This is a genomic window from Streptomyces sp. NPDC005574 (assembly GCF_040605435.1).
Lineage (GTDB): Bacteria > Actinomycetota > Actinomycetes > Streptomycetales > Streptomycetaceae > Streptomyces.
In genome coordinates, this window is sequence record NZ_JBEXCW010000177.1 from 1 (window position 1) to 7,573 (window position 7,573).

Genomic DNA, 7,573 nt, shown 5'->3' on the forward strand with positions numbered 1-7,573 from the left:
CTGCCCACGGCAGGCTGAACCATAGGCCGCCATCCGGCCCCACCACGACCTAACACACCCTCAACGACCCGCTGCCCCAACAAGTTGACAACGCCTCGGCTGCGGCACGCGAACCTCATCGCCGAGGGGACGCACCGCCAGCCGCTGCCGCCATCCGTCGACGTCCGCGCAATCGGATGGCTGATCCACGGCCCGGACCTGGCCGAGCCGCTGGGCGAGAAGGAACTCCGCGCAACGCTGCCGGGCCTGCTCGGCAGCCGCTCGGGCCTGCAGCTCGCCGCTGTGCCGCGCCCGCTCGATGGCGAAGACCCGTTCGGCCTCTGCCTGGGCCTTCGCCGAGTCCAGCAGAGCGTCCCTCGCACGGGCCTGCTCCTTGCGCAGCAGCTGCTCGGCCAGGGTCCGCGCCTCCCAGGCCACCGCGGCCTCCGGCATCCCCTCGCCCCACAACCGCCCGGTCACCCGGCCGACTTCGTCCTCCAGCCGGGCCCGGCACGCTGCCAGCCGGGCCGCCACCACGCCCAGGTCCTGGACCGGTCCGCTCACCGCGGCCGCGACCTGGGCCGCCTGCTCCACCGCCGCACGGGCCGTGCGGTTTTGTGAGCACACCAGGCATAGACCACCCGCCTCCGGGACCCCGCACTCCTCGCAGGCCCGGGCCGCCAACTCCGCCTTCGCTGTCGCGAGTTCCTCGCGCTGCCGCGCCCAGACCACCTCGCGGCGCGCCCGCTCCACCACGGCGCGCTCGCGCCGGACAGCATCCCGCGCAGCCGCAAGGGCGACCTCATGGCTCAGCCGCCGCTCGACCTCGGCCCGGGCCTCGGCCGGCGCCCAGCGGGGCAGCTCGGCGACCACGGCCTGGACGACCTGGTGCCGCAGCGCCCGCCGGTCCCCGATCAGCAGCTCGCAGCTCGGGCACACCAGCCCGGTGTCCATTCGCACCTGGTCGTCGCACGCCGACGCGTGGCACTCCGCCCGCTGCGGCAAACCCCGCGACAACAACCAGCCGACCGGCTCGCGCACCCGCTCACCGCGCTGAGCAGCAAGCCGCCGCTCCAACCGCTCGGCCAGCACCACCGGTGCCTGCTCCGAGCCGCCGATCCCGGCCAGCCGCCGCAACTCGGCCTTGAGCGCCACCCGCACCCGGGTACGACCCCAGGCATGCCCGATCCGGGCCCACTCCAGCCGCACCGGGTCCAACACCTGCTCCAGCCCCCTCGGCAACGACCACCGCAACCGGACCGGCTTCGCGACGACCGGCCCAGGAACCGTCTGCCTCATCGCCGCTCGATCTGGCTGCTGTTCCCCGCGAAGCGGGCTCCCCTGCCCACGCGGCTCGTCGACCACGCCGATCCTGTCCGGCCCAGACTCGGTCTCGCGCTCGTACGCGCGCTCCGGCAACGCTGAGAACCCCAACGCGGCTTCGCCGGAAAAGCCAGATGAAGCAGCACCAGAACCACCTTGAGTAACCATGGGTGCGTGGCCAGCGTGGAGGTCTGCAGAAGCCGACGGGTCGACTTGTTCGCTAGGACCCGTACTGACCTGGGCATTTACCGAATTCCTGTCCACCTGATCCCCGGATGCACAAGTGGAGGCGGCGGAGGCGGCCAACAGGAGGTCTTCCAGGCTCTCCTGAGCCCACCCATCACCGGCCAACACCATTTCGTCCCCGGGAGATTCGGTCCCTGCGCACCGTGGACACGCTCCACCCTCCTGCGCCGGTTCATCCGCCAACACGGAAGCACGGCTGGCAGACTCCGTTGGCGATACCTTGCGCAGCCGCTCATGTGCGGCTGCGACCGCTGGCACCCGAAGCCGACCGCCATCAGCGCGCTCCTCCCCCTCCAACTGGAGTTCCCCGGCGGCCACCAAGCGGTCGACCGCAGTTGCTGCGACATCGATCTCGCAACCCATCAGGCGAGCCACAGTCACATCGGCTCGCCTGATCCCCTGAGCTACCCGACCTGGGGCCATCCGTACCCGACCGTCGGCTCGGGCCTCCAGGCACAGCAGCATCATGGCCAGACGGTCCGTTGCCGCGCCCCTTTCGCGCCGGGACGCCATGAACCCAGCCGAGGTGGCGGGCTTGTCCTTCGGTGTCCATCCCGGACATGTCACGGCCTCGCAGAACTTCAACAGTGTCGCCAGCTCCCGCTTGGTCAGCGTCCCGAGCGGCGCCCCATCAGCAGCAGCGCGCGCTTCCCGCAGCGGAAGGAGCTCAAAGCGCAGCCCGACAGTTCGCCCCTTCTCGGACCGCTTTGGCGCGCACAAGATGGAACCCGACTTCTTCGCATCCGGCACCAACGTGTGCCCAACGTGCGAGACCGAGCATCCCAGCCAGCCACCAACGTCACGAGCCGTCATGTCTACGACGGCAGACATCAAGGGAGCTTTCGCCAACAGGACCACGGCGGTCAGCTTGACGAGGGGACTTTGCCCAGCCAGTCGGGAGTCGTGAACCAGCTCCCGAACTGCGGAGGCAAGAGCCGTACGCATCGCTGGAGATAGCAGAAGAGGCTCATTGGCCTGCCGCTCATCAGCGAGGTTGTCGGGCGAGTGTGGGGCCGGGGCGCGCCGCGTTGTTTCGGCGTTGGGCAGGACTGAACCAGCCCTCGGACGGGTAGCTATGATCTGCTCCTGTCGAGGAGGTGGGAGAACAACGGCCATCGCGGACCGGCGCTGCCTGGGGAGGTAGAGGAGCCGATCACGTGACGGTGTGGAGTTTGGAATTTGAGTAGTGCCTAACCTCCTCGACATTTGGCCCGGGTCCTGCACCCGGGCCGGCCATTCGCATCAGGGGGTAAGTCTGTGCGTCCCCTGAGTGCACGTCATAAGCCGCTGCTAGCGGGCAGAGCCGACGACCTCGTTGGTCGGCCGCTTCGATGGAAGTTCCGTGAACCAGAGGCCCAGCGGCGCGTAGTAGAAGGGCTCCGAAGCGAGCTTGAAGAGGGCGGAGCAGTAGGGCCCCGGGCCCGTGGCCAGTTCACATCCGGTTTGGTGTACGAACAGGCCCGTATCTGGCTGGACTTCGTCCGGCAGGGCAGCCCGCGCAGTCTCGATCGTTATTGACTCCCAGACCCGTAGCCCCTGGTCCTTGTTGGCCGGCCGACGTTCTTCCGGCCAGACCAGGCGCTTCAACGCGCCGTAGAGCCGGACCAGAACGATGTCCGACTCGACGATGTGGTGGGCGTCGATCACGCCCTCGTCAGCCGCGTCTCGCGCCACCTTGGGCAGAACATGGGCCTCTTGTGCCAGGGCTCTGAGTGACCATCCGCCCGGGGCAGTCCTCATCAATCCATCCTCACTTTCCGTTAGCGGCATCCTACCCCGTGAACCCCAGCATTTTGGTAATGACAGAACCACTGGGTGTCGCATCGTCGTACTGCCCCACGGCTTGATGGCCCACCAATAACCCGTGAATCAGGGCAAATTCCCCCAATAAGCCGTCACGATCGCGGTAGTGACAGGAGCAGAGAGGGATGTCGGTGAGCGTGACAGTGTCACGGTGCGAAGTTCCGCCCATGGGTGAGGCGGGCGGCCCCTGCGGCGGCAGGCGCGCAACGTCGTGCGTATGGGTGCGTGTTGGGGTGCCTGCGTGGAAGTGGGTGAATATGTGAATCAGTATGTAGTTGAAGGGCCCGGCCGATGTGGCCGAGCCCTTCAACTACGCGCTGATTTCTACCGGACTGAGGGGAATGGGCCTTCCTCGTCGACCTCGTCAAGGAAGCGGTCGACGGCTGCGGAGACGACGTCGAGGATGATTCCTCCGCTCCCGGCACCCCGTTGGCCACGCATCGTGCGCTTGAGTCCTTTGAGGAACTCGGACATGTCGGGGGAAACTCCGGCTTGAATGCTCACGCCCGGCGGGTGCTCGCCTGACCACCTCTCGATCAGCCACTCGTTGGCGAGCGACGCGAGCTCCTCAGGGCTCAGCTCGCTGATCTTTCGCAGAGCCGCATCGAGATAGTGGCCGGGCATGAGGTTGCGCTTCGAGCTTGCTGCGTCGTCGTCAGCCTTGTCCAGGAGCCGGGCCTTGGTCTCGCCCTCGATTCGGCCAGACCAAGTCACCCAGTTTCGTTCAGTGCGGTGCTTGATGAACGACTGAAGGACGGTAGCTTGAACTGGACCTGGGCTGCCTGCCTTCTTTCGCCTCGGCCTTAGAGTCGGCTCCGCCGAGGCAGCGGAAAACCCTGGCCCGTCATTGCGGCGTTGCCGTGTGGCCGGCCGACTGGGGCGAGTGCCCTCTTCTGTAGTGATCGCCTCTGGAGCAGCCGAGGCGGGCGCCTCGACGAAGGGTTGGTCGGATCCCTTCTCCTGTTTGGCCAGCTGCGCCACTGGCGGCTCTTCCGCCTCTGCCCCAGCAGCCTGATTGGGAAGGGACACCGCGTTGGAGGCGTCATCTGGAGGCAAGGTGCGGGTGGCTTCTACTGCCACCCGCACCCCCGCAGGAGGTTCGTCGACTTTGACAGGCCGCAGTTCGCGAGCAGGTTCCTCATCTGCGGGGGCTGGCGGTTCGGGTGCTGGCGGAAGCGAGGCGGTCGGCTCGGAGCTGCCACGGCGTTCAGATTCGGCTGCATCGTCGCCAAGGAAGCCACCCTCGGTGGCATCGTTGCCTACGTGCTCGATGGCGGAGAAATCGAAAGATCGGGATTTCCCTCTCTTCCGCTTCGGGCTCGCTCCAGCCTCGGCTGGCCGCTTCCCTGTGCCTTCCTGTGCCTCCACCTGGTCATCAGGAACGGTGCTCACGTCGTCGAGCCCTTCATACGAGCGAGGATCTCGACGGTGAGGTCCTCGTACCAGCCGCTTGCCGCATAGCTCGGCTCATCAATCACGATGGGTCGGCTGATTCCATACGAAGCGGAGATTTGCGGGCTCGTTCGGATCTGCTTGCTGAAGGGCGCGAGCTCGTGCTTCTGGAGGTACGTGTCGACAGCGTCAGCCTCATCGGTTCGCTTGGAAGGCGGCTGTGCTTCGTTGATCACCGTGCCGAGGAAGACAGGCTGACACTTTCCCTCGGTCCTCTCGGGGACCTTCGCAACGTTGTTCCGCACCACGCGGGCTCCATCGGCGGTTGCGAGGCGCGGGTTGCACACGGCGATGACGAAGTCGCCGGCGGCAAGAGCTACCGAGGACAGAGCGTCCGCTGAGGGTGGGGTGTCGACGAGGATGAAGTCGAACTCGTCCTCCACCGTCACGAGCAGCTCTCTAAGACTGGAGATGGCCTCCCAGCCGCGCTTCGCTACCTCGGTTCGGGCACGGTCGGTAACGTTCATGACCGACCCGATGACGCTCAGGGTCCCAGGCTTCTCGAACTCCTTGAGGAGGACGCTTCGGTCGACCATGCGGCTGTGCAGCGGCGGCATCGCTCCGAGGTCGTCGGAGTCAAGGGCGTCGATGTAGTCGATCAGCGCGCTACCGATGTCCTGCGGCTTCCGGGCGAACGCGCCAAGGGAGACGCCGAGCTGGCCCTGGAGTTCGAGGTCGATCATGCCGACGCGAGCTCCACCGCTGGCAAGACTTGCACCGATATTCGCGGTTGTCGTGGTTTTACCCACTCCACCCTTTTGGCTGGCGAGGATGATGACCTTCATGGGTGCCTTCCTCCCTCTCCCCTACCTCGCCCTGGTTGCTCGCTGTCCTGGGGCACTGTCGACGTCTGTTGGGGGTTTGGGACTGTCAGATTCACTATGACGGTCGCAAGATTAACAGTCGGGGAGTCGTATCCCTTGCAGTACCGGGTCGGACAGCGTGTCGACGGTACTCGCTCGACTGAGGCATCGAATCTGTCAGTCCCGAACTCTCTTCCCGGTGACGCGTTATAGCGCGTTTTGTGCGATATATAACGATTCTTGGTTGCCTTGACTGACGGCGCCGCGTCTCCGCGTGCGGGCCTAGGGCGTCAAGTGGAGGTGTGAGGCCGCAGTCCGGGCCGCATCACCGCGGGACAGCATGACCGCGGTAGGGCTCGCGTGAGCTGGCATCAGTGCGATGGGACGGCTGCCCGGAAGTGCGGCTCGGCGTGCGTTGGGTCGACCGGGCCAGGGCGGCCGGGGGCGCACATGGTTGTGCGGGGGGCGCCGCTCGTGAGAGTTGAGGCGCAGCAGCGAGTGAGTTCGTCAGCGTTGTCATGCGAGGGCTTGAGGTAGCGGATGTAGGGGTTGCGTCTGCCCGTGGTACTTGCCGCCTGGGTGTGACTGCACATGACGGGACGAGCGCCTAAGGGTGGGTGCGCTAGCGCGTCGCAGTGGAGGCGCGTGGCAGGTGGAGTTCAGGCGCGCGTCGACTAGTACGCCACACCGGAGTGAAGAGTCGACGAAAGCCCGCGCAAAATAAGGCGGCTGCGAGAGTGCGCCAGCACTTCTGACTGTGGGGGGCGCTTTGCCGCAGTACGGCCGCAAGCGCGCGCGAGTCGACGTGGACACGGACGGCAGAGGGTTAGAGAGGGGGTGCGGATTGAAGCAGCGAGGGGCGTGCGCAAGATCGGAAGCAAGCGCGCAGCAAAGAACGTAGGGGCGAAACGTTGTATGAGCCGTAGAGCTGTAGTGAAGCCGACCGAGGGAGCGTAGGAGTGTGCGTACAACAAGATGAACGAGAGAGGCGAAGAAAAAGCGCCCGAAGAGACGGCCGGACGGATGAGTGAACGAGCGGTTGCGCGCGTAGTTGAAGGAAGCGACGCACGACTGAACGTAGAGGCAGCAGAGGGTATGGGGCAGCGTAAAAACGTGAGAGGTGAAGCAAGAACGAAGTGGCGCACGAAAGCAAATGCGATGGAGCGAGATGAAGCGCGCGTACATGGAAGCGAGGAAGTGAGTGCGAAAAGAAGAGAGAGCGAAAGGTGGAGAGGAAGAGTGGGCGCGATCACGTCCGCGTGCACGTGTGCGTGCGTGGAAGTGTGTGAATTAGTGAATCTCAGCTCCATGGGGAATGGTGATCTTCTTGCGCTTCCTCGCGCCGAGGGTAGTGCCTACTTCTCAAGGTGAGCGATTTTGGGGCGCACTTGCAGTAAAACACCAGGTCGACGCGTTAGTGAGGCCGTGTGCATGTGTGCGTGCGTGGAAGTGTGTGAATAAGTGAACAGTTCGGTGCCTCTAGAGTTCCCCGGATCGAACCCGGCTTCATTCACCTGCTTCAGGACAGAGATGCTCGGGGCCTCGAGTCACTGCGCGCCTAGCTGCCTTCCAGACCTCACGCCATAGCGGCCACTTGGTCTGTCGCCCATGCCTCGGCCAGCTCGGCGCGGGCATCGTCTCGGCTGTCCACCAGTTGCCCAGTGCGCCCGTTCTCGACGATCCAGCCGTTACGTCATTTGCCCACGGTCGAAGTACCGGCCCGGCACCGTGTAGGTCCAGACGAGACGTACACCGTCTTCGTCGTATGTGTCCGCGAACAGGCACGCGCGTTAGTGGTGAACCGCCCCGGCGTGTCCGGAGACTCCACTTCGTGAGGAGATGGAGTCCATGTCACGTCCTTCGAGGAACTACCCGGCCGAGCTGCGGGAGCGTGCGGTGCGGCTGGTGGCCGAGGTCCGGCCTGACCATCCGACCGAGTGGGCGGCGATCTGCTCGGTCGCGGAGAA

Annotated in this window: 4 protein-coding genes; all 4 read right to left on the minus strand. The window is 65.5% G+C overall.

Annotated features, from left to right (window positions below; translation table 11 throughout):
* Window positions 1–60: 60 nt before the first annotated feature.
* On the minus strand, window positions 61–1,278 hold the full coding sequence (locus tag ABZT03_RS42080) for a hypothetical protein (protein ID WP_356049335.1): 1,218 nt from the start codon (window positions 1,276–1,278) through the stop codon (window positions 61–63).
* 1,560 nt (window positions 1,279–2,838) lie between these two features.
* Window positions 2,839–3,288, minus strand: a complete 450-nt coding sequence (locus ABZT03_RS42085) for a hypothetical protein (RefSeq protein WP_356049337.1) — start codon at window positions 3,286–3,288, stop codon at window positions 2,839–2,841.
* Window positions 3,289–3,675: 387 nt separating this feature from the next.
* The gene (locus tag ABZT03_RS42090; RefSeq protein ID WP_356049339.1) at window positions 3,676–4,743 is read right to left on the minus strand and encodes a hypothetical protein; all 1,068 of its coding nucleotides are present in this window, start codon (window positions 4,741–4,743) and stop codon (window positions 3,676–3,678) included.
* Window positions 4,740–5,588 carry a ParA family protein gene (locus tag ABZT03_RS42095; protein ID WP_079088861.1) on the minus strand — a complete coding sequence of 283 codons (849 nt, stop codon included), beginning with the start codon at window positions 5,586–5,588 and terminating at the stop codon, window positions 4,740–4,742. Before ABZT03_RS42095 ends, ABZT03_RS42090 begins: the two co-directional genes overlap by 4 nt.
* Between the last annotated feature and the right edge of the window lie 1,985 nt (window positions 5,589–7,573).